The 25,857-nt window shown below is 70.8% G+C and carries 19 protein-coding genes; 6 read left to right on the top strand and 13 right to left on the bottom strand.

Translation table 11 applies throughout. The features are described 5' to 3' along the window. Both sppA and C1J01_RS25580 read right to left on the bottom strand, forming a co-directional pair. Positions 1–1,672: signal peptide peptidase SppA (sppA, locus tag C1J01_RS25585; protein WP_111181517.1), on the bottom strand; the 1,672-nt coding region annotated here is incomplete at its 3' end. A 45-nt stretch (positions 1,673–1,717) separates the two neighbouring features. After that, the gene (locus C1J01_RS25580; protein WP_111181516.1) at positions 1,718–2,704 is read right to left on the bottom strand and encodes an NAD(P)-dependent alcohol dehydrogenase; all 987 of its coding nucleotides are present in this window, start codon (positions 2,702–2,704) and stop codon (positions 1,718–1,720) included. A 159-nt stretch (positions 2,705–2,863) separates the two neighbouring features. On the opposite strand from C1J01_RS25580, the gene C1J01_RS25575 reads away from it, so the two are divergent. After that, positions 2,864–3,577 (top strand): DUF2306 domain-containing protein, encoded by a 714-nt coding sequence (locus C1J01_RS25575; RefSeq protein WP_111181515.1) that lies wholly within the window; start codon positions 2,864–2,866, stop codon positions 3,575–3,577. Here C1J01_RS25575 and C1J01_RS25570 read toward each other — a convergent pair. The 6 genes from C1J01_RS25570 to glgB form a co-directional block, all read right to left on the bottom strand. Next, positions 3,467–4,126, bottom strand: coding sequence for a response regulator (locus C1J01_RS25570; RefSeq protein ID WP_268958745.1), 660 nt, complete (start codon positions 4,124–4,126; stop codon positions 3,467–3,469). The genes C1J01_RS25575 and C1J01_RS25570 overlap by 111 nt on opposite strands. Further along, positions 4,123–5,259 (bottom strand): sensor histidine kinase, encoded by a 1,137-nt coding sequence (locus tag C1J01_RS25565; RefSeq protein WP_111181514.1) that lies wholly within the window; start codon positions 5,257–5,259, stop codon positions 4,123–4,125. The genes C1J01_RS25570 and C1J01_RS25565 overlap by 4 nt, the downstream gene beginning before the upstream one ends. A gap of 81 nt (positions 5,260–5,340) precedes the next feature. Further along, positions 5,341–6,687, bottom strand: a complete 1,347-nt coding sequence (locus C1J01_RS25560) for a S8 family peptidase (protein WP_111181513.1) — start codon at positions 6,685–6,687, stop codon at positions 5,341–5,343. Between the two features lie 169 nt (positions 6,688–6,856). Then, the gene (locus C1J01_RS25555) at positions 6,857–8,269 is read right to left on the bottom strand and encodes a S8 family peptidase (protein ID WP_181448959.1); all 1,413 of its coding nucleotides are present in this window, start codon (positions 8,267–8,269) and stop codon (positions 6,857–6,859) included. Between the two features lie 199 nt (positions 8,270–8,468). Beyond that, entirely contained in the window at positions 8,469–10,472 is a 2,004-nt protein-coding gene (locus tag C1J01_RS25550; protein WP_111181511.1) for a S8 family serine peptidase, read from the bottom strand. 161 nt (positions 10,473–10,633) lie between these two features. After that, the gene (gene glgB / locus C1J01_RS25545; protein WP_111181510.1) at positions 10,634–12,787 is read right to left on the bottom strand and encodes a 1,4-alpha-glucan branching protein GlgB; all 2,154 of its coding nucleotides are present in this window, start codon (positions 12,785–12,787) and stop codon (positions 10,634–10,636) included. Positions 12,788–12,981: 194 nt separating this feature from the next. Between glgB and C1J01_RS52375 the strand changes: the two genes are divergently transcribed. Then, a complete protein-coding gene (locus tag C1J01_RS52375) occupies positions 12,982–13,182 on the top strand; it encodes a hypothetical protein (protein WP_235854660.1) in 201 nt (66 codons plus the stop codon). After that, a complete protein-coding gene (locus C1J01_RS50100) occupies positions 13,179–13,421 on the top strand; it encodes a DUF4328 domain-containing protein (RefSeq protein ID WP_235854659.1) in 243 nt (80 codons plus the stop codon). The genes C1J01_RS52375 and C1J01_RS50100 overlap by 4 nt, the downstream gene beginning before the upstream one ends. A 312-nt stretch (positions 13,422–13,733) precedes the next feature. On the opposite strand, the gene C1J01_RS25535 is transcribed toward C1J01_RS50100, so the two are convergent. Further along, positions 13,734–14,609, bottom strand: a complete 876-nt coding sequence (locus C1J01_RS25535; protein WP_111181509.1) for an NAD(P)-dependent oxidoreductase — start codon at positions 14,607–14,609, stop codon at positions 13,734–13,736. 169 nt (positions 14,610–14,778) lie between these two features. On the opposite strand from C1J01_RS25535, the gene C1J01_RS25530 reads away from it, so the two are divergent. Next, the gene (locus C1J01_RS25530) at positions 14,779–15,105 is read left to right on the top strand and encodes a winged helix-turn-helix transcriptional regulator (RefSeq protein ID WP_235854658.1); all 327 of its coding nucleotides are present in this window, start codon (positions 14,779–14,781) and stop codon (positions 15,103–15,105) included. Between the two features lie 258 nt (positions 15,106–15,363). On the opposite strand, the gene C1J01_RS25525 is transcribed toward C1J01_RS25530, so the two are convergent. From C1J01_RS25525 to C1J01_RS25515, 3 genes are all read right to left on the bottom strand, one after another. Beyond that, positions 15,364–16,695, bottom strand: coding sequence for a maltokinase N-terminal cap-like domain-containing protein (locus C1J01_RS25525; protein ID WP_111181507.1), 1,332 nt, complete (start codon positions 16,693–16,695; stop codon positions 15,364–15,366). 3 nt (positions 16,696–16,698) lie between these two features. Further along, positions 16,699–18,399 (bottom strand): maltose alpha-D-glucosyltransferase, encoded by a 1,701-nt coding sequence (gene treS / locus C1J01_RS25520; protein ID WP_111181506.1) that lies wholly within the window; start codon positions 18,397–18,399, stop codon positions 16,699–16,701. 71 nt (positions 18,400–18,470) lie between these two features. Continuing rightward, on the bottom strand, positions 18,471–20,531 hold the full coding sequence (locus tag C1J01_RS25515; protein ID WP_111181505.1) for an alpha-1,4-glucan--maltose-1-phosphate maltosyltransferase: 2,061 nt from the start codon (positions 20,529–20,531) through the stop codon (positions 18,471–18,473). Positions 20,532–20,774: 243 nt separating this feature from the next. Between C1J01_RS25515 and glgP the strand changes: the two genes are divergently transcribed. Then, the gene (gene glgP / locus C1J01_RS25510; RefSeq protein ID WP_111181504.1) at positions 20,775–23,357 is read left to right on the top strand and encodes an alpha-glucan family phosphorylase; all 2,583 of its coding nucleotides are present in this window, start codon (positions 20,775–20,777) and stop codon (positions 23,355–23,357) included. Between the two features lie 48 nt (positions 23,358–23,405). After that, on the top strand, positions 23,406–24,302 hold the full coding sequence (locus tag C1J01_RS25505) for a MurR/RpiR family transcriptional regulator (protein WP_111181503.1): 897 nt from the start codon (positions 23,406–23,408) through the stop codon (positions 24,300–24,302). On the opposite strand, the gene C1J01_RS25500 is transcribed toward C1J01_RS25505, so the two are convergent. Beyond that, positions 24,265–25,857 (bottom strand): N-acetylmuramoyl-L-alanine amidase (locus C1J01_RS25500; RefSeq protein ID WP_111181502.1); only part of this gene is annotated, 1,593 nt, incomplete at its 5' end. The two genes, C1J01_RS25505 and C1J01_RS25500, sit on opposite strands and share 38 nt — an antisense overlap.

Below are 25,857 nucleotides of genomic sequence, written 5' to 3'. Positions count from 1 at the left end.
GGATCAGGGGGCCGACGGCGGGGAGGCCCAGCTCGGCGGAGAGGCGGGCGAAGGGGCCCCAGGCGTCCAGGCGGAGGCGGGCCAGTGCGGCCGACTTGTCCTCGCTGGAGTCGGGTCCGCGCAGCCGCTCCAGCGGGTTCATCCGCGGATAGACGCGTACGGGTGCGTCGTCGGAGAGCCGGGCCCGCTTGCGAGCCAGGGCCAGCGCGTCCTCCAGGCCGCCCAGCTCGTCCACGAGGCCGCCGGCGTGGGCGTCGGCGCCGGTCCAGACGCGGCCGCGGGCCAGCTCGTGGGCGCGTTCGCGGGTGAGGTCGCGGCTCTGGGCGACCTTGCCCACGAAGTCGTCGTAGATGCGGTCGAGCCAGGCGTTCACCCGGGCCCACTGCTCGGGGGAGAAGCCGCGGGAGGGGGAGAACATCCCGGCATTGGCCCCCTCCGACACCATTTCCGAATTTATGCCGATCTTTTCGAGCATTTCGGAGAGGACGGGCTTGCCGCCGTACACGCCGATCGAGCCGGTCAGCGTGCCCGGCTGCGCCACGATCACGTCGGCGCCCATCGAGACGAAGTAGCCGCCCGAGGCCGCCACGTCGCCCATCGACACGATCAGCGGCTTGACCTTGCGCGTCAGCGTGACCTCGCGCCAGACCGTGTCGCTGGCCACGTACGAGCCGCCGGGGCTGTCGACCCGGAACACCACGGCCTTGACGTGGTCGTCGCGCCGGGCCGCCCGCAGCGCGGCGCTGATCGTGTCGGAGCCCATCGCCCCGCTGCCGCCGACCGGGCTGCGCCCGCTGCGGCCGGTCCTGATCACGCCGGTGCCGTGCACGAGCGCGATCGAGTCGGCCATCGGGTGCGACAACTTCCGCACGGCCGCCGCCTTGGCGTAGCGGGCGACGTACAGCAGCTGCGCCTCCGGGCCCGCGGCGCGCTTGACCTCGTCGTAGACCTCGTCACGGTAGGCCAGTTCGTCGACCAGCCCCGCCTCGCGCGCCTCGTCGGCGGTGAACGGCCCGCGGTCGATCAGCTCGCGCACCTTGCCCGGGTCGAGCCGGCGGCCGTCGGCGATGCCGGCGGCGAAGGTCTCGGTCACCGACTCGATGATGCGGCTCATCGACTCGCGGTGCGGCTCGGTCATGCGGTCCTGGGTGAACGTGTTGGCGGCGGTCTTGTACTCGTGCCGCTGCCCCACCTCGTACCCGACGCCGAGCTTGGTGAGCGCGCCCTTGAGGAAGTGCTGCTCCATGGCCACCCCGGTCAGCCCGACGTCGCCGCTCGGCTGCAGGCAGACCCGCTCGAAGGCGGTGGCGAGGTAGTAGGGGACGGTGCCGCCGCCGAACTCGCCGAACGACTCGGCGAACGCCACGGTCAGCTTGCCGGACGCCCGGAAGCGGATCACCGCCTGGCGCAGCTCGTGGACCGTGGCCAGGCCCAGCGGGTTGGCGCCGATCTTGACGATGAGCGCCTTGACGCGGGAGTCCTGCCTGGCCCTGCGCAGCCCCGACAGCACGTCGGCCAGGCGGGGTTTGCGCATGGACAGGACCGCGGCGAGCGGGTCCGTCGGCGGGCCCTCGGTGAGGCCCTCGGTGAGGTCGAGCTCCAGCACCAGCGGGCCGGTGCGCCGCTGGCGAAGCTTGTCGACGGTTTCGAAGATCGCCTTACCTGCGTCCATGAAAGCCACCCTAAGCGACGCAAATCGAAATGGACTCACCTCGTTTCAGAGGGTCACGACGACCTTGCCCGCGGCGCGGCCCTCCTCCTGGTAGCGTACGGCGGCCCGGAGCTCGGAGAAGGGATGACGGCGGTCGATGACCGGCGTGACGCGGCCGTCCTCGATGAGCTCCGTCAGCTCCAGCAGGTTGCGCCGGGTGTCGGGGAAGCCGATCACGTCGGCCCCCACGGCCCGCTGCGAGGTGAACAGCGACGCCAGCAGGGCGGCGAACATGCGCCCGGCCGGCTGCACCCACCGTCCGGCCGCGGCACCGACGAACACGTACGTCCCCTTGCGCCGCAGCACGCGGCGGCAGTCGCGGAACGAGCGGTCGCCCGCGAGGTAGAGCAGCACGTCGTAGCGGGTCTCGGCCCGGGTGAAGTCCTCCTTGGTGCGGTCGACGACCTCGTCCGCGCCGAGCGAGCGGACCAGGTCCGCGTTGCGCGGGCCGCAGACGCCGGTGACGTGCGCGCCGTACGCCTTGGCGATCTGCACGGCGAACGTCCCCACCCCGCCCGAAGCCCCGTTGACCAGCACCTTCTGCCCGGGCCGCACCCGGCCGGAGTCGCGCACGGCGATCAGCGCGGTGCCGGCGGCCAGCGGCACCGCCGCCGCCTCCTCGAACGACAGGTTCGCCGGCTTCGGCGCCAGCAGGTCCTGCGGGACGCTGACGTACTCGGCGAAGCCGCCGCCCTTCGGCATCCCGTACACCGCGTCCCCCGGCGCGAACCCGGTCACGCCCTCGCCGACCGCCTCGACCTCGCCGGCCACGTCCGCCCCCAGGATGGGGATCGGCGGGCGGAGCAGGCCGGGGCCGCCGGGCATCACGCGGGCCACGTACGGCTCGCCGCGCATGTAGTGCCAGTCGTAGGGCTGCACGTTGGTGGCCCGCACCCGGACCAGCACCTCGCCCGGCCCCGGCACGGGCTTGGGGACCTCGGTGAGCTCCAGGGCGTCGGGCGGCCCGTACGAGCGCAGGACGTACGCCTTCATCGCAATCTCCTCGTCCTCGGTGTCTGCCGCCTCAGTGTGAGCGCGCCCCCGCCGGCGCCGGAACCGCCGAAAGTACGACCTCCCGCCCCTCCCATCGGCCCACCGCGGACGGGCCCCTGGGCCGATGAACGCGGCCCCCGCCCTCGTCACGATCGAGGCATGACGAAGCAAGCCAGAGCATGGACGGTGAGCGGCGGGCTGGTGCTGCTCGGGCTCGTTCCGCTGCTGGGCGGGGCCGCCCGGCTGAGCGCGATGGCCGGCGGGCCCGACCTCACGGAGGGCAGCGAGCGGTTTCTCACGGCGCCCGTGCCCGTCGTGGCGCACATCGTCGCCGCGCTGGCCTACACCCTGGCGGGCGCCTTCCAGTTCGTGCCGCGGCTGCGGCGCGGCCGGTGGCATCGCGTCGCCGGGCGGTTCCTCGCCGGGTGCGGGCTCGTGGCGGCGGCGTCGGGGCTGTGGCTGACCCTGTTCCTGGAACGGCCCCCGGACGACGGGGACCTGCTGGCCGCGTTCCGGCTGGTGTCCGGCTCGGCCATGCTCGCCTTCCTCGTGCTCGGCGTGGCCGCGATCCGCCGCCGCGACGTGCGCGCCCACCGCGCCTGGATGATCCGCGGGTACGCGCTCGGCGCGGGCGCCGGCACCCAGGCGCTGACGCTGGGGCTGTGGGCCGCGTTCGCGGGCCCGCCCGGCGAGACCGGCCGGGCGCTGGCCCTGGGCGCCGGCTGGGCGATCAACGCCGCCGTGGCCGAGTGGGTCGTCCGCTCACGGGCGCACCCGGTTGGTCTCGTACGCCCAGATGGCGATCTCGACCCGGTTGCGGACGCCGAGCTTGGTCATCAGGCTCGCGACGTGACTCTTGACCGTGCTGAGTGAGATGTGCAGCTCGTCGGCGATCTCGCTGTTGGTCCGGCCGCGCGCCACGGTGGCGAGGATCTGCTCCTCCCGGTCGGTGAGCGCCTCGACGGGCTGCGCCGGGGGAGCGGCGGGGCGGGAGCCGGCGAAGGCGGCCAGCAGCCGGGCGGTGATGCTCGGCGCGATGAGGGCCTCGCCGCCGGCCGCCGCGCGCACGGCCTGGGCCAGCAGGTCGGGGCCCGCGTCCTTGAGCAGGAACCCGCGGGCGCCCGCCCGCAGCGCGGCGTAGACGTACTCGTCCAGGTCGAACGTGGTGATCACCACGACGGCGATCGGGTCGGCCACGTCGGGCCCGGCCAGGCGGCGGGTGGCCTCGATGCCGTCGCAGCGCGGCATGCGGATGTCGAACAGGCACACGTCCGGCCGCAGCCGCCGGGCCAGCTCGACGGCGCGCAGCCCGTCGCCGGCCTCGGCGACCACCTCGATGCCGGGCTGGGCGTCGAGGATCATCCGCAGCCCGGTGCGGGCGATCTCCTGGTCGTCGGCCACGACCACCCGGATGGCGTTCACACGGCGGCTCCTGTGCGGGGCAGGACGGCGGTCACGGTCCAGCCGCGCCCGGGGTTCGGGCCGGCCTCGCAGGTGCCGCCGAGCAGACCGGCGCGTTCGATCATGCCGAGCAGGCCGTATCCGGGGGAGGGCGCGGCGGCGGTGTTGTCGCCGTCGTCGCTGACGCTCAGGCGTACCGCGGTGTCGTCGGCGGCGACGCGCACCTCGATGCGGGTGGCGTGCCGGGCGTGCCGGCGGGCGTTGGTGACGGACTCCTGGGCGATCCGGTAGATCGCCGCCCCCACCGACGGGGGGACGTCGTCGAGGTCGCCGCGGATCTCGACGTCCACCGACGGTCCGATGCGCGAGCGGCCGGCGAGCTCCGCGAGGTCGGCGATGTGGCGGCCGGGGGCCAGCTCCGCCGGCTCGTCGCGGCGCAGCACGCGGACCATGGCCCGCATCTCGGCGAGCGTGCGCGACGCCTCGGCCTCGATCACCCGCAGCGCGTCCACGGCGGCGTCCGGGTGGGCCGAGGCGGTGGCGATGCCCGCCTGGGCGCGGATCGCCATCGCCGAGACGTGGTGGGCCACGGTGTCGTGCAGGTCGCGGGCCAGCCGCTCGCGTTCGAGCAGCTTGACCTGGTCGAGCTCGCGCGCCCTGGCCCTGGCGCGGTAGCGGAAGGTGCCGCCGAGGGCGAGCGCGGACAACACGACGGTGAACGCGCCCACCACGTCACCGCCGGCGGCGATCTGACCGGTGACCGCCGCGACGAGGACCGCGCCGCTGATCAGCGCGAGCCCCGTGGCCGCCTCCCGGCCGGAGCCCCAGCGGGTCAGCGCGTAGAGCAGGAGCAGCACGTACGCCACGGCGCCCTGCTCGGACGGGTCGGCGCCGGTGACCAGCTGGATCAGCCCGGCGACGACGACGGGCACCGCCAGCGCCGCGAGCGGCTGCCGGCGCCGCCATAACAGGGCCGGCGACATCGCCAGGGCGTAGACCATCGACAGCGGCCGCCACTGCAGGTCGGTCCGCAGCAGGCCCTCCAGCACGATGACCGGGACGAGCACTCCGACGAGCGCCCAGTCGCGCCACACACGCCGGGGGGCGCCCGGAGGGCGTGGTTCGTCCCACACGGAGCGGAGGAGGCCCTGCACGCCCTCATCGTACGGAAAGCCGGTGAGATGCCGAAGGGGAGCGCCGCACCCGGCGACGGCGCTCCCCTGGAAACGGGTGGGTCAGCGCTTGTGCAGCGCGGCCCAGACGTCGATGCGCGGCGTGGTGACCTCGGCGCCCGCGCTCGGGTACGTGATCGGCTTCCCGGTGCGCTGCAGCGAGGTCAGGAAGTCGGCCACGGAGCCGTTCTTGTGCTTCTGGCGCAGCAGCGCGAAGGCGCCCGCGACGTGCGGGGTGGCCATCGAGGTGCCGTTGAGCGTGGCGTAGGCGTCGCCGGTGATGGCCGCCGAGATGCCGACGCCGGGTGCGAACACGTCGATCAGCGTGCCGCGGTTGGAGAAGGGCGCCACCGCGTCCTGCTTGTCCGTCGCGCCGACCGCGACCGCGCTGGAGACGCAGGCCGGGAACGACACCGAGGACTCGAAGTACTCGTTGCCCGAGGCCACCACCGTCGCGGTGCCCTTGGCGAGCAGCCGGTCCACCTCGGCCTTGAAGTCGGCCCCGTCGGTCGTGTCACAGGCCGTGGCGTACTCGCCGCCGCCGAGGCTCAGGTTGACCGCGGCGATGTCGTACTGGTCGGCCAGCAGGTTCGCGTACGCCATGCCGGTCAGGATCGAGGAGTCGTACGCGAGGATGCACGAGGGCGCCCCCTGGCAGTACGGCGAGTCGTCGAACCGGCTGAAGACCTGCACCGGGATGATCTGCGCCTTCGGGGCGACGCCGTTCGCGGGGAAGCCGTCGGTCGCCTGACCGGCCGCGATGCCGGCCACGTGGGTGCCGTGGTAGCACAGGCCGTACTGCGGCAGCGGGGCGCCGTCCATGCAGGGCGCGCTCTCGGCGTCCGCGGCGCCGTCACCGATCTGGAACTGGCTGCCGTTCGGGCACAGCGGCTTGGAGCCGTCGATCGGGTCGGCGGCCGAGAAGCACGCCTGGGCGACGACGCGGCCGCCGAAGGCCGGGTGGTCGTCGTCGATGCCGGAGTCGAGGATCGCCACGGCCGTGCCCTTGCCGGTGAAGCCGCGCTTGTGCGCCTGGTCGGCGCCGATCAGCGGGATGCTCTCCACGAGAGAGGGCTTGTTGAGCTTGTCCTCGCGGATCGACACGACGCCGGAGTCCTCGGCGATCTTCTCCAGCTCGGCGCGGGTGCCGTGGTAGACGAAGAAGTCGAGCTGGTCGGCGATCTGCGCCGGAGGCTCGGCGGCGACGTTCCTCTTCTCCCGCCTGACCTCCTCCGCCCCGGACCGTACGGCGTTGACCTGGGCCGGCTGCCGTACGCGGACGATGACGCGGTGCTCGCCGGTCGCGGTGATCGCAGGGTCGATCTTGGACTCGGGGTCGGCCAGGGCGGGTGTGGCGACCAGCGCTGCCGAGGTGGCGGCTAACGCCGCGGCGCCTGCCAGCAGAGACATCAGTCTCAACTGTTCCTCCGGGGGGTTCTGAGAGGCATTTGTCAACTGAAGTGTAGTAATCGGACAACTGATGTCAGAGAGGCGGGAGCGTTCCGTTATCCGTTCTTGTCCTGCTAAGCCGTGGCATGAGAAGGGGCCGGGCACGCGGCCCGGCCCTGCTGCGCGCGCGTCAGGCGCGGGGGTCGCCCGCGGCGGGCGCGGACGTGGTGGCCCGTTCCATGTCGATCCGCGCGATCCGCGACGAGCCGGCCGCGATCGGCGTGCCCGTCTCACGCAGCCGCTGCAGGCTCTGCTCGACCGTGTTGTCCGGGAACGCCTGCCGCATCAGCGCGAACGCCCCCGCCACGTGCGGCGCCGCCATCGAGGTGCCGCTCATCTCCCTGTACGCGTCGTCCGGCACCGCGGAGTTGATGCCCAGGCCCGGCGCGAACAGGTCGAGCAGCGGTCCCCGGTTGGAGAACGAGGGCACCGCGTCGGAGTCGTCCGTCGCGCCCACCGTGACGGCGGTGGAGATGCAGGCCGGCGTCGAGACGCCGTCCTCGAAGCCGTTGTTGCCGGCCGCGACCACCGAGGCCACGCCCTGGGCCAGCAGCGCGTCGAACTCCGGCTTGAGCGCCGCCGCCCCGGGATCGCCGTCGCACGCCTCGGTGAACGGCCCGCCGCTGCCGAGGCTCAGGTTCACCGCCGCGACGTTGTGCGCCTTGGCCACCCGTGCGACGTGCTCGAGCGCCAGCTTCTGGTCGGAGGTGTAGCTGAGCAGGCACGGCGCCTGGCCGCCGCCCATCGCGCAGGTCACCGGGTCGTCCACGCGGCTGAAGACCTGGATCGCCAGGATGCGCGCCCCGGGGGCGACGCCGTTGTCCGGCGCGCCCGCGGTCGTCGCGCCCGCCGCGATGCCCGCCACGTGCGAGCCGTGGGAGCAGGTGTTGACGCCGCGGGCCAGGCACTGCGCGGTCTCGGCGTCGGCCGAGCCGGGGCCCGACTGGCTGGGCTGGTTGTTCGGGCAGAGGGAGACCGTGCCGTCGCCGGCGTCGGAGCTGGAGAAGCACGCCTCGTCCACGATCCGGCCGGCGAAGAACGGGTGGTCGCGGTCGATGCCGGTGTCGAGCACGGCGATCGTGGTGCCCGTGCCGGTCCAGCCCGCCCGGTTCGCCCGGTCCGAGCGGATCACGGTGGTGCTGGCGTCGAGAAAGGGCATGCTCAGCTGGTCCTCGTAGACGGCCTGGACGCGGTTGTCCTCCCTGAGCTTGTTCAGCGTCGGGCCGTCCACCTCGGCGACGAAGAAGTGCGGTGACCCGGCCGCCTCCAGCACCCGGCTCCCCTCGGACGCCCGCTCGATGTCCTGGGCCACGTCCTGGACGCTCTGTCCGGGTTTGAGCTGGATGATGGAGCGCACGCTGTTCTTGGCCCTGATCTCCGAGACGAGTGTGGGGCTGATGACAGGTCCGCCGGTGTCCTTGGGATCGTCGGCGGCGCTGGTGTTCTGGACGTGGATCGCCGGTGCCGCGCCCGACGCCGCCCCGCTCAGGGTCGGTGTCAGGGCCAGCGCCACGGCGCAGGTCAGCAGAGACCGTAGCCTCACTTGGTCCTCCAAGGGCTGTGGAGCCGTGAAATCCTTCCTGCTCACGGCCGCGCGTTCAGCCGCATGCATCCCCGGGTGTGACAAGCGTGATGTGTGTGACGTATGCGGTCCGGAGCAACGTTGGCCGCCTCTTTGCCTCATGACGGCAGAGCACGAAAGGCCGGCCGCGCATCGCGACCGGCCTTTCTGCGAAATTTCGCTATTTAACGGTCTTCAGGACGTTCTTCGTGGCCTTCTGCAGCGCCGCCGCCGACGGCTTCGTGGCCTGGCGCACCTTCTCCGCGGCGGTCATGGCCGAGGTGCCGTTCACGCCGTGCGCCCAGTTCAGCCAGGCCGTGAGCAGCGCGCCGTCCAGCCGTGCCTTACCGGTCTTCGTGTTCTTCAGCACCCGGTACGCCTTGCCCAGCGACGACGCCTTCGTCAGCTCGGGGAACACCTTGCTCGACTTGCTGATCAGCTTCAGGTAGCAGGTGAGCGTGGCGTCCGGGATCGTGCCGCTGCTGCGGTGGATCTCCACGGCCCACTTCGCGGCCGACAACTTCTTCGCCGTGGTGCCCCGCGTGCAGACCGCGGCTGCCGGCGAGGCCGTGTGCGTGACCGTCACGGTGACCGTCACGGTCGGCAGCGGGACGGGGCTGGTGCTCGGCTCGGGCTCCGGCTGCGGGTCCGGGTCCGCCGGGTCGTCCGGCTCCGGCGAGGGGCCGCTCTCGAACGGGTCAGGCTCGTCCGGCACCGTATCGTCCGGAACGGTCGGCGTCTGCGCCACGGGCGGCTGCACGGCCGCCCCCGTCAGGGCCGCCGCCAGGTCCAGGCGCGGCGTGGTGACCTGCGTGCCGTAGGAGTCGTAGACGTACGGCCGGCCGGTCTCCTTCAGCTTGGTGATCAGGTCCGCCATCGGGACATCCGGCGAGGCCTGCTTCATCAGCGCCAGCGCGCCCGTCACGTGCGGGGTCGCCATGGACGTGCCGCTGTAGACGGTGGTGGTGTTGTCGGGCACCGAGGACTCGATGTCCACGCCCGGCGCGAACAGGTCGAGCAGCGGCCCGCGGTTGGAGAAGTCGGCGATGGCGTCCTGGGCGTCGTTCGCGCCGACCGCCACCGCCGTCGAGACGCAGGCCGGGAACGACACCCCGTCGAAGTACTCGTTGCCCGCCGCCACCACGGTCGCGATGTTCTTCGCCAGCAGCCCGTCGATGATCGGCTTGAAGATCCCGGCCTCCTCCCAGGTGTCGCACTGGCTCTCGGCGAGCATGCCGCCCAGGCTCAGGTTCACCGCCGCGAGCGGCTGCTGGGGGAGGGAGAGATCGGACACGTACTCCATGGCCTGGCGCAGCGACGACTCGTACGCCAGCAGGCACGCGGGCTCGCCGCAGACGCCCTCGTCGTTGATCCGGCTGAACACCTGGACGGCGACGATGCCCGCGCCGGGGGCGACGCCTCCGGTGCCGGCCGCGATGCCCGCGACGTGGGAGCCGTGGTCGCACAGGTTGACGCCGTCGAGCAGGCACGCCGGGGTGGTCGCGTCGGCCGCGTCGCCGTCGGTCTGGCTGGTCGCGCCGTTCGGGCAGAGCGACTCGACGCCCGGCTCCACGGCCGAGAAGCACGCCTGGGCCACGATCCGGCCCTGGAACCAGGGGTGGTCGGGGTCGATGCCGGTGTCCAGCACGGCCACGCTCTGCCCGGCGCCGGTGAAGTCGGCGGCGTGCGCCTTGTCGGCGCCGATCAGCGAGAGGCTCGGGCCGAGCTCGGCCGGTGTGTACGTGCGGTCGCGGTGGATGGAGGAGACCCGCGGGTCCTCGGCCAGCCTGGCCAGCTCCTCGGCGGTGCCCTCGACCACCATGAACGGCTGGTCCTGCGGCTGCAGCACCACGTCCACGCTCTCGGCCGCGGCCTGGCCGGCCACGGGGGCGTGCTGCGCGGGGTCGGTCAGCTCGACGATCGCCCGCTCGGTGCCGCCGTCGACGCCTAAGCCCTCCTCCACCTTGTCCTCGGGGCTCTGCGGGGTCTCTGCGGGCTGCTCTGCGGGGGGCTCTGTGGGGGGCGCGACCGGCGTCTCCTCGGCGACGGGCTCCTCAGAGGGAGCCTCCGCCGGCGTCTGGGACACGGTCGGCGTCGGAAGAGGGGCGGGATCGGCGTAGGCCGGGCTCGACAGCGGCAGCAGGGCCAGCGCGATCGAGCTGACGATCAGGGGGCGGAATCGCACGCGTCCTCCGAGAGGGGATGATCTCGGAGTTTAGGGGGATTTACCGGGCACGCACAGGCCCCGGGCGCGCATTCTCACGGAACTTTCAGCCGCCGCACGCCGTCCGTTCAGGCTGAGCCCGCGCGGACGCCGGTCCGTTCAGGCTCAGCCCGCGCGGACGGTCAGCGCGGCCCGTCGTGCTTGAGCCACACCGCGCCCAGCGGCGGCACCCGCAGCGTCGTCGAGTGCGGCAGCCCGTGCCACGGCTCGCCGTCCGCCTGGACCGCGCCCAGGTTGCCCACGCCGCTGCCCCAGTAGTCGTAGGCGTCGGTGTTGACCACCTCGGCCCAGCTGCCCGCGTACGGCAGCCCGAGCCGGTAGTGCTCGTGCGGCCCGCCGCTGAAGTTGACCACGCACGCCACCGCCGACCCGTCGTTCGCGTACCGGACGAACGAGAACGTGTTGCCCGAGGCGTCGTCGGCGTCGATCCACCGGAACCCCTCCGGCCTGCAGTCCTGCTCCCACAGCGCCGGCGTCTCGCGGTAGATCCGGTTCAGGTCCCTGACCAGGCGCTGCACGCCCTGGTGGCCGTCGAACTCCAGCACCCACCAGTCGAGCCCGCGCTCCTCCGACCACTCCGAGCCCTGACCGAACTCGCCGCCCATGAACAGCAGCTGCTTGCCCGGATGCGCCCACATGAACGTCAGCAGCGCCCGCAGCTGCGCGAACCGCTGCCACTCGTCACCCGGCATCTTGCCGAGCAGCGAGCCCTTGCCGTGCACCACCTCGTCGTGCGACAGCGGCAGCACGTAGTTCTCCGAGTAGGCGTACAGCAGGGAGAACGTCAGCTGGTGATGGTGGTACTGGCGGAAGATCGGCTCGTGGCGCAGGTATTCGAGCGTGTCGTGCATCCAGCCCATGTTCCACTTGAAGCCGAACCCGAGCCCGCCCAGATGCGCCGGGCGTGACACGCCGGGCCAGGCCGTCGACTCCTCGGCCACCATCGAGATGCCCGGGGCCTCCCGGTAGCAGACCGCGTTCATCTCCTTGAGGAACTCCACCGCGTCGAGGTTCTCCCGGCCGCCGTAGACGTTCGGCGTCCACTCGCCCTCGCGCCGCGAGTAGTCCAGGTAGAGCATCGAGGCGACCGCGTCCACCCGCAGCCCGTCGATGTGGAACTCCTTCAGCCAGAACAGCGCGTTGGCGACCAGGAAGTTGCGCACCTCCCGGCGGCCGAAGTCGAACACGTACGTGCCCCAGTCGGGGTGCTCGCCCCTGGCCGGGTCGGCGTGCTCGTACAGCGGGGTGCCGTCGAAGCGGGCCAGCGCCCAGTCGTCCATCGGGAAGTGCGCGGGCACCCAGTCGAGCAGCACGCCGATGCCGCGCTGGTGCATGCGGTCGACGAAGTGGCGGAACTCGTCCGGCGTGCCGAACCTGGACGTCGGCGCGTAGTAGGACGTCACCTGGTAACCCCACGAGCCGCCGAACGGGTGCTCGGCCACCGGGAGCAGCTCGACATGCGTGAACCCCAGGTCGGCGGCGTACTCGGAGAGCTGGTCGGCCAGCTCCACGTACGTCAGGCCGGGCCGCCACGACCCAAGGTGCACCTCGTAGACGCTCATCGGCCCGGTCTGCGGCTGCGCCGAGCGCCGCTGGACCATCCAGGCGTCGTCCTGCCAGCTGTAGTCGGACTTGTCGATCACGGACGCGGTCATCGGCGGCACCTCGGTGCGCCGGGCCATCGGGTCGGCCTTCTCCCGCCACACCCCGTCGGCGCCGAGGATCCGGAACTTGTACCGCTCACCCGCCCCGAGACCCGGGACGAACAGCTCCCACACCCCCGACCGGCCCAGCGACCGCATCGGGTAGGCGGCGCCGTCCCAGTGGTTGAAGTCGCCGACCACCCGGATGCCGCGCGCGTTCGGCGCCCACACCGCGAACGCGGTGCCCTGGACGTCCTCGTGCGTCATCACCCGGGCGCCGAGCACCTCCCACAGCCGCTCGTGCCGTCCCTCGCCGATGAGGTGCAGGTCCACCTCCCCGAGCGTCGGCCAGTGCCGGTACGGATCTCGCATCTCATAAGGCTCGGCACCCGGATATTTGACGCTCAACGTGTACGAGGGCACCTTGTCCATGCCGGGCACGGTCACCTCGAAGACGCCGTGGGCCACGTGCTTCATGTCGTGGGCCGTGCCGTCCTCCAGCAGCACCCGCACCCGCTCGGCGAGCGGACGCAGCGAGCGGAAGACCATGCCGCCCGCCACCGGGTGCGCGCCGAGCACGGAATGCGGATCGTGGTGCGCCCCGCCCGCGAGGCGATCGAGCTCTGTCCCCATCGGCATGCTCCCACCCTGCCCTAAGATGACCGTCCATCCCAGGCACTGCCCGCTTTCACCGCGACAATCACCGAACGTGCAAAATCCCGCCCTGATCACAACAGGACGGCGGGTTCGGATAACTAGCCCTTTCCCGCTTCTTGGCCCGACATACTGGTGCGCCGCCCACATCCCCACCCAGAAAGGTCCGGGCCGTGTATCCACCGTCACCCACCACCAGCGGCTACCCGCCGCCCCCGCCGCCGTTACGCCCCGTCCGCGGCGTCGCCCTCTTCGCCGTCGTGGCCCTGGTGTGCAACTGCGTCATCGGCGTCGCCGTCGCGGCGATCGACCTCTGGTACGCCGGGCTGATCGCACCCGCGCCGGCCACGAGTCCTCACCCCAGCGCGGCGTGATCAACGCCTGGTGGGCGGCCTGGCTGCTGGCCGCCTACATCTCGAACATCGCCGGCCGCCTGCTGTTCCGGGCCGAGGAGCCCGAGGCCCTGGCGGCCGCCTCACGCTTCGACGTCGTGAGCATCGGCCTGACCATGATCGCCGCCGTCCTGGCCATCGCCGTGATCCGCAAGATCACCGACGCCCAGGAACAGCAGGTCCGCGCGGCCCCCGTCGCCTACACCCAGCCCGCCTACTGACGTCAGGTCCTCCAGGGGGAGGGCCGCCCTCTCGGCCATCGCCGTGGTGACGGCGTCCGGGCCGAGTGCCGTACGCAGGGCGATCCCGATGCGGTCGACGTCGCCGCGTTCGGCCGGTGGCAAGGGCGCGCCGGCGGAGTCGCGGAGCGCGGCGGCGCGCCCCAGGCAGCGGGCCGCCTGCTCCGGGTGGCCGCCGAGGGCCAGCGCGCCCGCCAGCCCTTCCAGCGCGGGCACTGCCCGCTTTCACCGAGACAATCATCGAAAGTGCGAGATCATGGGTTCAAGAGCTCGCGCGGATAGGTGTGACGGATCTTAGGTCGCTTGCTTGATGCTCTCGATGATTCGGGCGAAGCCTTCCTCTCCGTGGCCCGCGTCAATCTGGCGTTGGATGAGCCGTTGGACCATGGCGACCACCTCGGTGCTGATGCCCTGGGCGGAACTCGCGGCCAGGAGGTCACCGAGGTCGGAGAACTCGAGGCTCTGTTGCCCTTCGACGGTGTAGTCCCCACCGTCGATGACTGCGGCGAACCCTTGGAAGGCGCCGGTCATGGCGGTCAGCCAAGGGGTGGCCATGGTGGCGAACTCGCCCGCCGTCACACCGGCGGGCGCGACCATGGCCGCGCCGTGCAGGAATCCGGCGAACATGACGTACATGCCCGCAAGTAGGGCGAGGTCGTACAGGGACGCCAATCCGGCATCCTCCCCGAAGTAGGTGGAGGTTCCCCATAGATCCAGCAGCGGCTTGTACTGATGGAAGACATCGGCCGATCCGCTGTAGAGGATCGATGCTTCAGGCCGGCCGATCATGTGCGGTACGGCCATGATGCCGCCGTCCAGATACGCGCCCCCGGCGTGTGCCACCCAGGCGGCCAGCTCCCGGGACTGAGCCGGTGACGTCGTGGTGACGTTGATCAACGTTCGTCCGGCCAGCTCATTGGAGAGCGGATCGAGCACCTCATGGACCGACGCGTGGTCCAGCAGGCATACGATCACCAGTTGGCCGGCCCGGACCGCGTCGCCGGCCGTGGCAGCGACCTTGGCGCCCTGCGCAACGAGGTCGTCCGCCTTCCCTGGTGAGCGGTTCCAGACGGTTGTTGCGTATCCGGTCTTCACCAGGGCTCCCGCGAGGGCGCTCCCCATCGCCCCAAGCCCGAGAACGCTCACCTGGATGCTGTCGTTGGTCGTCACTTCTGGGCTCCCTCTCGTGTTCTTCGATCGGCTGAATCCTCTCGGCTGCCGGTATGGTTGACCAGTACGGACTAATTAGTTGGGTACTCACTTGTGGGTAAGTACGTCTGGGGGGCGGATGGCAACGTCAGCACGACGTGGTCCCTACTTCTGCGGCATCGACGCGGCGATGGACGTAGTCGCCGGCAAGTGGAAGGCGCTGATCCTCTGGGAGCTGCACCACTACGGGACCCGCCGGTTCGCCGAGCTCCGACGCGGTCTGCCGGGAGTCAGCGAGAAGATGCTGATTCAGCATCTGCGGGAGATGGAAGAAGACGGGCTCGTGCATCGTGAGGTGTACCGCGAGGTGCCACCGAAGGTCGAGTACTCCCTGACGGAGCACGGCGTCTCACTCAACGCTGCCCTGGCCCCCCTGGGAAAATGGGGCACCGAACGCATGCGGCGGATCGGGGCCGAAAAGGTCTCCGTCGACGTTGCCGCGACAGCGCGGCGATAGAAGCGGATGGGCCGGGTCGTGGACCGGGCGCTGTGGCAGCAACACCATGAATTGCGCCGGCAGAGGCGTGTCCAGTTTGGTCGCGTCGGTCATCGAGCGCGAGTTGCGGCACCTTCTGCTAGGTGCGGAGATTGAGGGCCATCAGCGTGAGCACGGAGCCTTCACGGAGGAGGAGCGCGGCACGCGCGCTGTTCGATGAGGCGTTGCGGCGGGGAGCATGGTGCCACGAGCGGGCCTGTCGGGCCTGGTGGAAGAGCTCTAGACGGTACGCGGGCGGAAGGCGGCCAGCGGGATCGTGATCCAGGTGGGACGGTTGCGGGCCTCGTACACGACCTCGTAGACGGCCTTGGACATCTCGAACGCCCGCAGCAGCGCCGCGTCCGCCCGCGTGATCACGCCGCCGCCCTCGGCGTATCCCTCCAGGAAGGCGGCCCGGTTGCGGTCGGCCCACTCCTGCGCCCGGGGCTCCAGCTCGGCGGCCTGCGCGTGACCGGCCAGCAGGTGCCGGGCCGCGTAGTCGAACGAACGCAGCATCCCGGCCACGTCCCGCAGCGGCGACGACAGCGCCCGGCGCTCGCCCAGCGGCTGGCCCGGCTCGCCCTCGAAGTCCAGCACCACCCAGTCGGTCGGCGTGCGCATCACCTGGCCGAGGTGATAGTCCCCGTGAACGCGCTGCACGGGCACCGCGCTGGTGAGCAGCTCCACCTGGTGGTACGCCTGCTCGATCACGCTCACGTGCTCGCGCAGCTCCGGCACCTCCGCCACGGCCCGGCCCAGCCGCCGCCTGAACCCCTCGGCCATGCGCTTGACCTCGTGGACCTCGATCACGTCCGTGGGGAAGGCACCGGCCAGCTCCTGGTGCACGCGGGCGGTGGCGCCGCCCAGCCGCAGCGACTCGGCCGCGAAGTCCCCGCCCGCCTCGGCGGCCGGCACCTCGGGCAGCGAGGCGTACAGGTCGCGGACGCTGGCGAGCGCGAGGTCCCAGCCGTCGTTGGCGTTCGACAGGAACTCCTGCATGAACGCCAGCGTCGTGTCGGTGCCGTCGAGGTCCACCTCGATCCACCCGTACGGCTGGGCGATGTGCGGCGCGTCCCGGGCGGCCAGCGCGGTGACGATCTCCAGCTCGGGGTTCACGCCCGGGATGAGCCGCCGGAAGAGCTTGCAGATGTAGGCGTCCCCGTACACGAGGGAGGTGTTGGACTGCTCGGCCCCGAGCACGAGGCTGCGCGGGGAGGTGTCGATGGAGACGCCGGGCATGTGGCGCATGCGCAGACCGTTGCGCGTCTCCTCCTCCGCCATGCCGTCGAGCAGCCACCCCGTGAGGTCGGAGTCGTGCACGGCGTCGTAGAGATAGGTGTCGCCCACGGTGCCGATGAGCGCGTGCCCGAGCCGGTCGGGCAGCTCGGCCCGTTCGCCCAGCAGCAGCTGGTAGCGGTCACGGGAGCCCTCCTGCCAGACGGCGACCACCAGGTGCCGCAGGCCGGGCGTGAGCTCGACGTCGGATTCGATCGACAGCTCGTCGATCGGGCGCCCCTTGCCGCCGAACCAACGTTGGCGGCTGATCCATGCGGCAAGGAGCTCGTCGAGCACGTCCTACTCCTCCTGGGTGATGGCCGGCGGGAGCGTGAACCAATAGAACCCATGCCCGGGAAGCGTCAAAAGATACGGAAGCTCGCCAATTGCCGGGAATGGTACGCCCCCCATGGTTTCCACGGGGGAGACGCCGACGAACCTGCGCAGGTCGAGCTCGACCGGCTGCGGGAAGCGTGACAGGTTGTTCACGCAGAGCATCCGGTCGTCGCCCAGCTCCCGGACGAACGCCAGCACGCTGGGGTTGGAGGAGTTGAGCTCGGCGTAACCGCCGAGGCCGAAGACCGGGTGGCGCTTGCGGATCTCGATCATGCGCCGGGTCCAGTGCAGCAGCGAGCCCGCGTTCTTCTGCTGCGCCTCGACGTTGATGCCCTGGTAGCCGTAGATCGGGTCCATGATCACCGGCAGGTAGAGCCGGCCGGGGTCGCAGTCGGAGAATCCGGCGTTGCGGTCGGGGTCCCACTGCATGGGGGTGCGCACGCCGTCGCGGTCGCCGAGCCAGATGTTGTCGCCCATCCCGATCTCGTCGCCGTAGTAGAGCACGGGGGAGCCGGGCAGCGACAGCAGCAGCGCGGTGAACAGCTCGATCTGGTTGCGGTCGTTCTCCAGCAGGGGCGCCAGCCGCCGGCGGATGCCGACGTTGGCCCGCATGCGAGGATCTTTCGCGTATTCGGCGTACATGTAGTCGCGTTCTTCGTCCGTGACCATTTCGAGCGTCAGCTCATCATGGTTGCGGAGGAAAATCCCCCATTGGCAATTTTCCGGAATTTTCGGCGTTTGGGCCAAAATTTCGGAAATGGGGTAGCGCGATTCCCTGCGTACGGCCATGAAGATGCGCGGCATCAGCGGGAAATGGAAGGCCATGTGGCACTCGTCCCCGCCGCCCACCGGGTCGCCGAAGTACTCCACCACGTCCGACGGCCACTGGTTGGCCTCGGCGAGCAGCACCCGGTCGGGGTAGATCCGGTCGACCTCCGCCCTGACGCGCTTGAGGTACTCGTGCGTGCGCGGCAGGTTCTCGCAGTTGGTGCCCTCCTCCTCGAAGAGGTAGGGCACGGCGTCCAGCCGGAAGCCGTCGATGCCGAGGTCGAGCCAGAAGCGCAGCACCTCCAGCATCGCCTCCTGCACGTCCGGGTTCTCGTAGTTGAGGTCGGGCTGGTGGTGGAAGAAGCGGTGCCAGTAGTACTGCCCGCGGACGGGGTCGTACGTCCAGTTGGACGTCTCGGTGTCGATGAAGATGATCCGGGCGTCCTGGTACTTCTCGTCGGTGTCGGACCAGACGTAGAAGTCGCCGAACGGCCCCTCCGGGTCGTGCCGGGAGGCCTGGAACCAGGGATGGGCGTCGCTGGTGTGGTTCATGACGAGGTCGGCGATGACCCGCATGCCGCGCTTGTGCGCCTCGTCGACGAGTTTCACGAAGTCACCGAGATCTCCGAACTCGGGAAGGATCTTCATGAAGTCGGCGATGTCGTACCCGCCGTCCCGCAGCGGCGACTCGTACAGCGGCAGCAGCCACAGGCAGTCGACCCCCAGCCACTGCAGGTAGTCGAGCTTGTTGATGAGACCCTTGATGTCCCCAGTGCCGTCGCCGTTGGAATCGGCGAAGCCCCTGATGAGCACCTCGTAGAAGACCGCGCGCTTGTACCAGTACGGATCGCGCGGCTTCTCCTCGTCGAAGGTGTTGGGAATGGGTGTGATGCTCATGAGCCGCCTCGCAGGCGGCGCATGAGGGAGGCGCTTTCACACACGTCGAAGACTCCCCGCTGAATTCAGTTCTACCGTGGCGCGGCTCTTACGGTGAAAATGTGGGCAGGCTGGATGTGGGGGTCGAGGCGCACGTAGTTGCTCTGCCGCCAGCGGTACGACTCGCCCGACAGCTCGTCGTCGACGACGAACTCGGCGTTCCAGTCGAGCCCGAGGGCGGGCAGGTCAAGATCTACGGTCGCCTCGTGGGTGTGGTGCGGATCCAGGTTGATGACCGCCAGAACGACGTCGCCCAGCCCGTGCCGTCGTGTGGCCGGATCATAGGCGCCCGGAAGCCGTTTGGAGAGGCAAACGATGTCCGGTTGGTCGACCCTGTGGAACCGTAGATTACGCAATTCCTGGAGCGCCGGATGCGCTCTTCGGAACAAATTCAGGCGGGTGATGAACGGGGCCAGGCTCCGTCCCTCACGCTCGGCCGCTTCCCAATCGCGAGGTTTGTACTGATATTTCTCGCTATCGAGATATTCCTCGCTGCCCGGCCGTACCGGAATGTTCTCCGCCAGCTCGTACCCGGAGTAGACCCCCCACGTCGGTGCGGCCAGCGCCGCGAGCACGGCCCTGATCTTGAACGCGGGCACCCCGCCGTGCTGCAGGTACTCGTGCAGGATGTCCGGCGTGTTCACGAACAGGTTGGGCCGCAGGTAGTACGACGTCTCGCTGGCCAGCTCGCTGAGGTAGCTCTCCACGTCCCACTTGGAGTTCTTCCACGTGTAGTACGTGTACGACTGGTGGAACCCGGTCTTGGCGAGCGTGCGCAACATCGCCGGCCGGGTGAACGCCTCCGCCAGGAAGATCACGTCAGGGTCGGTGCGGTGGATGTCGGCCAGCAGCCGCTCCCAGAACGCCACCGGCTTGGTGTGCGGGTTGTCCACCCGGAAGATCCGCACCCCGTGGTCCATCCAGTGCCGCAGCACCCGCTTGACCTCGGCGTAGACGCCCTCGGGATCCTTGTCGAAGTTGATCGGATAGATGTCCTGGTACTTCTTCGGCGGGTTCTCCGCGTACGCGATCGACCCGTCGGCCCTGATCGTGAACCACTCCGGGTGCTCCTTGACCCACGGGTGGTCCGGCGAGCACTGGAGCGCGAAGTCGAGCGCGATCTCCATGCCCAGCTCCCTGGTCCGGGCCACGAAGTCGTCGAAGTCCTGGATGGTGCCGAGGTCGGGGTGGATCGCGTCGTGCCCGCCGTCCTCCGAGCCGATCGCCCACGGCGAGCCGGGCTCGTCGGGCTCGGGGCTGAGCGTGTTGTTGCGGCCCTTGCGGAACGTGCGCCCGATCGGGTGGATCGGCGGCAGGTAGACGACGTCGAAGCCCATCTTGGCGATCGCGGGCAGCCGCTTGGCGGCGGTCTGGAACGTCCCCGACTTCGACACGCCCGTCTCGCTCACCACCGCGCCCTCCGAGCGCGGGAAGAACTCGTACCAGGAGCCGTAGAGCGCCCGGCGGCGGTGCACCCTGATCTTGTTCGACTTCGACCGGGTCACCAGCTCGCGGAACGGGTGGGCGTCCAGCAGCGCGGCGGTCTCCGGGAGTTGCGCGACCGAGAGCCGGGCCCGCGGGTCCATGTGGTCGTCACGCAGCGTGGCCGCGATCGACAGCAGGGCCGCCCGGTGCCCGCAGGCGTCGCCGTTCGCCCGCTGCCCGCCGTTCGCCGGCTGCCCGTTGGGGCACTCGGCCGGGCGCACGGACTTGGCCGCCCGTTCGAACAGCCGGGCGCCCTCCTCGCACATGAGGTCCACGTCCATGCCACGCGGGATCTTGATCTCGGCGTCGTGCAGCCAGGTCGTGATCGGGTCGCTCCACGCCTCCACGCGGAACAACCAGTCACCTTCCGACGGCAGGCTCACCTCGACGCCCCAGCGGTCGGTGCCGGGAGCGAGCTCGCGCATCCGTTTGAGGCGCCCCCGCTGCCCATCGGGCGAGGTGAGCACCACACCGGCGGCCACGGCGTCGTGGCCTTCGCGGAACACGGTCGCCGAGACCTCGAAGGTCTCGCCTGCGACCGCCTTGGCGGGCCATTGCCCGCAGTCGACGACGGGGGAGATGTCCGTGATGGGAATTCGTCCGATCATCGCAATCAAAGGTTTGCGGCGGCACTCCCGGTACCGCCGGAGCTTTTCCCGGCAGGATCGATCCTTGCACGTTAAGTGTGGACAACAGCGGATAGACCTCCCGTGAGTGTCTGCGGGAGAGCCCAACATTGAGGAAAGTTGCCCCAATAGTCGCTGTTCATGCTTGTTCCCGGAAGGGGTTTGAACGGCACGTGTGGGGGTGAAGGACTCAGAGGTCCCTCCTAGCCCGTAGGGTGCAGAAACGTGAGAGCTATCCGCCGGTTTACCGTCCGCACCGTCCTGCCCGCGGAGCTGGCCGCGCTCGGCGAGCTCGTGCACAATCTCCGATGGTCCTGGCACCCGGAGACGATGGACCTCTTCGCGGAGGTCGACGCCGACCTCTGGGAGCAGGTCGGCCATGATCCCGTGGCCCTGCTCGGCGCCGTCACCCCGGCGCGGCTGAACGAGCTGGCCTCCGACCGTCGCTTCCTGCGCCGTCTCGCCGACGCCGCGGACGACCTGCGCGAGTACATGACCGCGCCGCGCTGGTACCAGACCCTGCCCGACGGCGCCCGCGCCATCGCCTACTTCTCCCCCGAGTACGGCATCGCCGCGGCGCTCCCGCAGTACTCGGGCGGCCTCGGCATCCTCGCCGGCGACCACCTCAAGGCGGCCAGCGACCTGGGCGTGCCCATCCTCGCGGTCGGCCTGCTCTACCGGCACGGCTACTTCACGCAGTCGTTGTCGCCCGAGGGCTGGCAGCTGGAGCACTACCCGTCGCTCGACGCCGGCGGGCTGCCGCTCAGCCTGCTCAAGGACGCCGAGGCCGCGCCCGTCAAGATCCGCCTGTCGCTGCCGGAGAACCGCGTGCTGCACGCGCAGGTCTGGGTGGCCCAGGTCGGCCGGGTGCCGCTGCTGCTGCTCGACTCCGACGTGGCCGACAACGACGCCGCCGCCCGCGACGTCACCGACCGCCTGTACGGTGGCGGCACCGACCACCGGCTCATGCAGGAGCTCCTGCTCGGCGTCGGCGGCGTACGCGCGATCCGGGCGTACTGCTCGATCACCGGGCATCCCGAGCCGGAGGTCTTCCACACCAACGAGGGCCACGCCGGCTTCCTCGGCCTGGAGCGCATCCGCGAGCTGACCGAGGCGCGGCTGTCGTTCGACGAGGCGCTGGAGGCGGTGCGGGCCGGCACGGTCTTCACCACCCACACGCCCGTCCCCGCCGGGATCGACCGTTTCCCGCGCGACATGATCGAACGTCACTTCGGCGGCGCGAACGCCTGGCCGACCGTGCCCGTCGAGCGCATCCTCGCCCTGGGCGCCGAGTCCGACCCCGGGCGGTTCAACATGGCCGTCATGGGCATGCGGCTCGCCCAGCGCGTCAACGGCGTCTCCCGGCTGCACGGCGAGGTCAGCCGGGAGATGTTCAAGGACCTCTGGCCCGGTTTCGACGTCGACGAGGTGCCGATCGGGTCGATCACCAACGGCGTGCACGCCCCCACCTGGGTCGGGCGCGAGCTGATGGAGCTGGCCGGGCGTGAGGTGCCCTCGCTGATCGAGCGGGCCCGCGGCTGGGACGCCATCCAGAAGATCTCCGACGCCGACATCTGGAAGATCCGCGGCACGCTGCGCCAGCGGCTGGTCGAGGGGGCCAGGGCGCGGCTGCGCCGGTCGTGGCGCGAGCGCGGGGCCTCCGACGCCGAGCTCGGCTGGATCGACGACGCGCTCGACCCCGAGGTGCTGACGATCGGGTTCGCCCGGCGGGTGCCGTCGTACAAGCGGCTGACGCTCATGCTGCGCGACCCGCGCCGGCTGACCCAGCTGCTGCTCGACCCCGACAAGCCGGTGCAGATCGTGATCGCCGGCAAGGCCCATCCGGCCGACGAGGGCGGCAAGAAGCTGATCCAGCAGATCGTCAAGTTCGCCGACCAGGAGAAGGTCCGCCACCGCATCGTCTTCCTGCCCGACTACGACATGGCCCTCGGCCAGCTCATGGTCCAGGGCTGCGACGTCTGGCTGAACAACCCGCTGCGCCCGCTGGAGGCGTCCGGCACGTCGGGGATGAAGTCCGCCCTCAACGGCGGCCTCAACCTGTCGATCCGCGACGGCTGGTGGGACGAGTGGTACGACGGCACCAACGGCTGGTCCATCCCCACCGCCGACGGCGTGAGCGACCACGACCGGCGCGACGCGCTGGAGGCCGCCGCCCTCTACGACCTGATCGAGCACGAGGTGTCCGCGCGCTTCTACGACCGCGGCGTCGACGGCCTGCCGCGGCGCTGGATGGAGATGGTCAAGCACACGCTGACCTCGCTCGGCCCCAAGGTGCTGGCCGGGCGGATGCTGCGCGACTACGTCCTGACGCTGTACAACCCGGCCGCCGCCTCCGCCCGCGCGCTGTGCGCCGACACGTACGCGCCGGCCAGGGCGTTCGCCGCCTGGCGGGTGCGGGTGACCAGGGCCTGGCCCGGGGTGCGGGTCGAGCACGTCGAGGCGACGGGGGTGAGCGACACCCCCGAGGTCGGGGCCGCGATCGAGCTGCACGCCACGATCGCGCTCGGCGACCTGGAGCCCGGCGACGTCCGGGTCGAGGCCGCGTACGGCAAGGTCGGGCCGCACGACGAGCTGGTGCACCCGGCGTACGCGCCGCTGACCTCCGGGTCGGTGGACGACGACGGGCGCGCCCACTACACCGGCACGGTGCCGCTCGACCGCACGGGGGCGTTCGGCTACACGGTGCGGGTGGTGCCGTACCACCCGCTGGCCGCGACCACGGCGGAGCTGGGGCTCATCGCGGTCCCCGAGGAGCCGGCGGGCATGACGAACGGTACGTTGCGGTAGATCGGCGATCTGCTCGTCAATCCTGGTCCAGGCGGCATAATCAGGACCGTGGACGACAGCGGGAACGGCCTGCGGGCCGACACTCTGGTGGCCACGGTCCGCGGTGTGCTGCCCTCGCTGACGCCCGCCGCCCAGACCGTCGCCCGGCTCATTCTCGAAGACCCCGCGACGGTGGCGAGGAGCACCATCACGGAGCTCTCCGCGGCCTCCGGCACCAGCGAGGCCACCATCGTGCGCACCGCGCGGCTGCTCGGGTTCGCCGGGTACCCGCAGCTGCGGCTGGCCTTAGCGGCCGCCGCCGCCCAGCCCGACCGGCTGGTGCCCGGCGACCTCGCCCCGGACGACCCGCTGTCGGAGGTCATCCACAAGGTCGCGCGGGCCGAGTCCGAGGCGATCAACGACACCGTCGCCCAGCTCACCTCCGAACGCCTCGGCCTGGTGGTCGATGCCATCGTCGGGGCCCGGCGGATCGACGCCTACGGGGTCGGCGCCTCCGGCCTGGTCGCCGAGGACGTCGCACAGAAGCTGCTGCGCATCGGCCTGTCCAGCCACGCCTTCCAGGACGCCCACCTGGCGCTGACCAGCGCGGTGCTGCTGCGCCCCGGAGACGTGGCGATCGGGATCAGCACGTCGGGGGAGACGCCCGACGTGATCGAGCCGCTGACGCGGGCGAAGGAGACCGGGGCCACCACGGTCGCGATCACCAACAACCCGCGCTCGTCCATCGCGGAGCTGGCCGAGCACGTGCTGATCTCCGCCGGGCGCGAGACGGAGTTCCGTCCCGGCGCCCTGGCCAGCCGCATCAGCCAGCTTCTCGTCGTCGACTGCGTGTTCGTCGGCGTCGCCCAGCGCACGTTCGACTCCTCCCAGGAGGCTCTCGCCAGCACCAGGCACGCCGTCGAGGAGTTCAACCGGAGGGCATCACCAGCACGTCGTCAGCCTTGACGAACATCACCCGGTGGCCGAACTGGATCTGCAGGTACTTCGTCTTGCCCCGGACCACCTGGTGGTCGGCCAGGTCGTAGGTGACCGCGCGGTAGTACTCCGTGGCGGCCGGGCCGCCGAGGGTGTACTTCTCGCCCGCCGAGAACGTGTACTGCAGCGGCGTCACCGCCTGGTACGGCACCCCCTCCGGGTACGCCTCCTGCTCCGGATAGGCCCGGCCGTAGACCGGGACGGTCGCCTTGCCCGGCTTCGGGGTGACCACGAGGCCCTTCGACGGCACGGCGGTCGGAGCGTCGGCCGGGTTGTGGAACCACGCCTTCTGCCCGAGGTACCAGATCGCCGTCCAGTCGCCCTGCCGGTCGGCCACGGCGAAGCGCTGGCCGGTGCCGGCGCGGGCGCTGTGGTCGTACACGCTGTAGAGGGACTCGCCGGTGGGGTGCTTGCCGATGTCCTTGACCAGCGGCGCGTCGGGCCTGGGCTCGGTGCGCAGCCACACGGTGCCGGCGGGGAGCGGCGGGCAGTCGGCCGACGGGTTAGCGCGGTCGCAGCCGTAGAAGTAGGGCTTGTTCGTGGCGAAGTCCGGCTTGATCATGATCGCGCCGGACCGGGGGCCGCCGAACTGGTGCAGCGGCGCGCCCAGGAGCCGGAAGTAGTGGTCCCAGTCCCAGAACGGGCCCGGGTCCTCGTGCATGCCCTGGACGGTCGAGGGGAGCGTGCCGGGGACGTTGTCGTGGCCGAGGATGTGGGCGCGGTCGAGCGGCACGTCAAACCGCTGCGCGAGGTAGCGCACCAGGCGTGCCGACGAGCGGTACATCGCCTCGGTGTACCAGGTGCCGCCCTCGGCGAGGAAGCCCTCGTGCTCGAGGCCGATGGACTTGGCGTTGACGTACCAGTTGCCGGCCTGCCAGCCGACGTCCTTGGCCTTGATGTGCTGGGCGATGTGGCCGTCGGAGGAGCGGATCGAGTACTGCCAGCTGGCTCCGTAGTTCGGGTCCTGGTTGAGGCGGATGGACGGGAGGAAATATCCCTCCATGTCGTGAATGATGATGTAGTCGATCTTCTGGCTGACCGGGCGGTTCGCCAGGTCGTAGTGGCCGTAGTCGTCGTTCGGGAGCTGCTGGTAGGCGGCCGGGATCCACTCGCAGGAGATCGAGGCCGGGCACTCCACGCCGTCGGTGCGGGTGGGCCGCAGGTCGAGCTTCTCCAGCCACCGCTCGATCTTGCCCAGATCCGGCACGGCGGGCAGGTTCACCCGGTGCCCGTCGTCCGTCGTGCGCTCGACGCCCTGCCGGATCGTCGCGTAGACCTCGTCGGCGAAGAACTTCGCCGCGCTGGCCTCCTGCGCGCCCGCGTACTTGGCGACGGCGCCGTACCACTCGGCGGGGTCGTCGCTCAGCGGGGCGCCGAGCGACTTCTGGTAGTCGGCCAGCAGCGCCGCGCCGCCGCGGATGTTGGCGGCGGCGTCGCCACGCAGCCGTTCGCGGGTCTCGCCGGTGAGCTCGGCGGCCTTCTCCATCGTGCGCAGGGAGGCCGGGATGTCGGCGGGGGCCGGCGG

This window comes from Nonomuraea aridisoli (assembly GCF_003236395.1).
Lineage (GTDB): Bacteria > Actinomycetota > Actinomycetes > Streptosporangiales > Streptosporangiaceae > Nonomuraea > Nonomuraea aridisoli.
Note: the sequence above shows the minus strand (reverse complement) of the source record. Positions and strands in the feature narration are given on the sequence as shown.

What these genes read in the sequence shown, in the direction of transcription:
- C1J01_RS25575 (WP_111181515.1), top strand. Translation starts at nt 2,864, where the DNA reads ATGACGAAGCAAGCCAGAGCATGGACGGTGAGCGGCGGGCTGGTGCTG.
- C1J01_RS25560 (WP_111181513.1), bottom strand. Translation starts at nt 6,687, where the DNA reads ATGTCTCTGCTGGCAGGCGCCGCGGCGTTAGCCGCCACCTCGGCAGCG.
- treS (WP_111181506.1), bottom strand. Translation starts at nt 18,399, where the DNA reads ATGAGCATCACACCCATTCCCAACACCTTCGACGAGGAGAAGCCGCGC.
- C1J01_RS25515 (WP_111181505.1), bottom strand. Translation starts at nt 20,531, where the DNA reads ATGATCGGACGAATTCCCATCACGGACATCTCCCCCGTCGTCGACTGC.
- glgB (WP_111181510.1), bottom strand. Translation starts at nt 12,787, where the DNA reads ATGGGGACAGAGCTCGATCGCCTCGCGGGCGGGGCGCACCACGATCCG.
- C1J01_RS25530 (WP_235854658.1), top strand. Translation starts at nt 14,779, where the DNA reads ATGGACGTAGTCGCCGGCAAGTGGAAGGCGCTGATCCTCTGGGAGCTG.
- C1J01_RS25580 (WP_111181516.1), bottom strand. Translation starts at nt 2,704, where the DNA reads ATGAAGGCGTACGTCCTGCGCTCGTACGGGCCGCCCGACGCCCTGGAG.